The sequence below is a fragment of the Motiliproteus sp. MSK22-1 genome, assembly GCF_001968815.1.
Lineage (GTDB): Bacteria > Pseudomonadota > Gammaproteobacteria > Pseudomonadales > Balneatricaceae > Motiliproteus.
Genome location: NZ_MIEQ01000030.1, coordinates 1 through 716 on the forward strand (window position 1 = coordinate 1; position 716 = coordinate 716).

A 716-nucleotide genomic window follows, 5' to 3' on the forward strand; every position below is an offset into this window, starting at 1 on the left:
CATTCTCTGGTGAACCTTGAGAAACCAAAAGCTAAAGAATGAGGGTGTCGAATGACACCGTGATGACTTTACCTTTTGTTTTCTTACAAACAGCGGTAACACGCTTGGAAAACACGCTCTTTAACAATGTGGATTTGTGATTGAAGTAAAGTTGAAATTTAAGTTCAATTTTTTGAAGTTCGATCAAGCGAAATAATATCTGGCGAGCTCTTATGATCGTAATACGATAAGAGCAAGTGTTAGCAGAATCAACTCCGGTTGAAGCTGCTGACAAACGTCTTTTCACTTAACCCGTGGAAAGACAGTGTCGTACAGTCTGCGATCGCTATAACATCAAGCCGGTGTGCAAACACCGTTTTGGGTTATATGGTCAAGTGACTAAGCGTGCACGGTGGATGCCTAGGCAGTCAGAGGCGATGAAGGACGTTGTAACCTGCGATAAGGTTCGGGGAGGTGGTAAACAACCTGTGATCCGGACATTTCCGAATGGGGAAACCCACCCAGTGTAAGCTGGGTATCCTGCGGGGAATACATAGCCGCAGGAGGCGAACCCGGGGAACTGAAACATCTAAGTACCCGGAGGAAAAGAAATCAACCGAGATTCCCCTAGTAGCGGCGAGCGAACGGGGAGTAGCCCTTAAGCTTTTAGCGTTTTAACAGAACACTCTGGAAAGTGTGGCCATAGTGGGTGATAGCCCCGTATGTGAAAAGGCGCT

The 716-nt window shown here is 46.6% G+C and carries 1 rRNA gene; it reads left to right on the forward strand.

Annotated features, from left to right (window positions below):
• Positions 1-368: 368 nt before the first annotated feature.
• Positions 369-716, forward strand: a 23S ribosomal RNA gene (locus BGP75_RS08935); the annotation flags it as partial.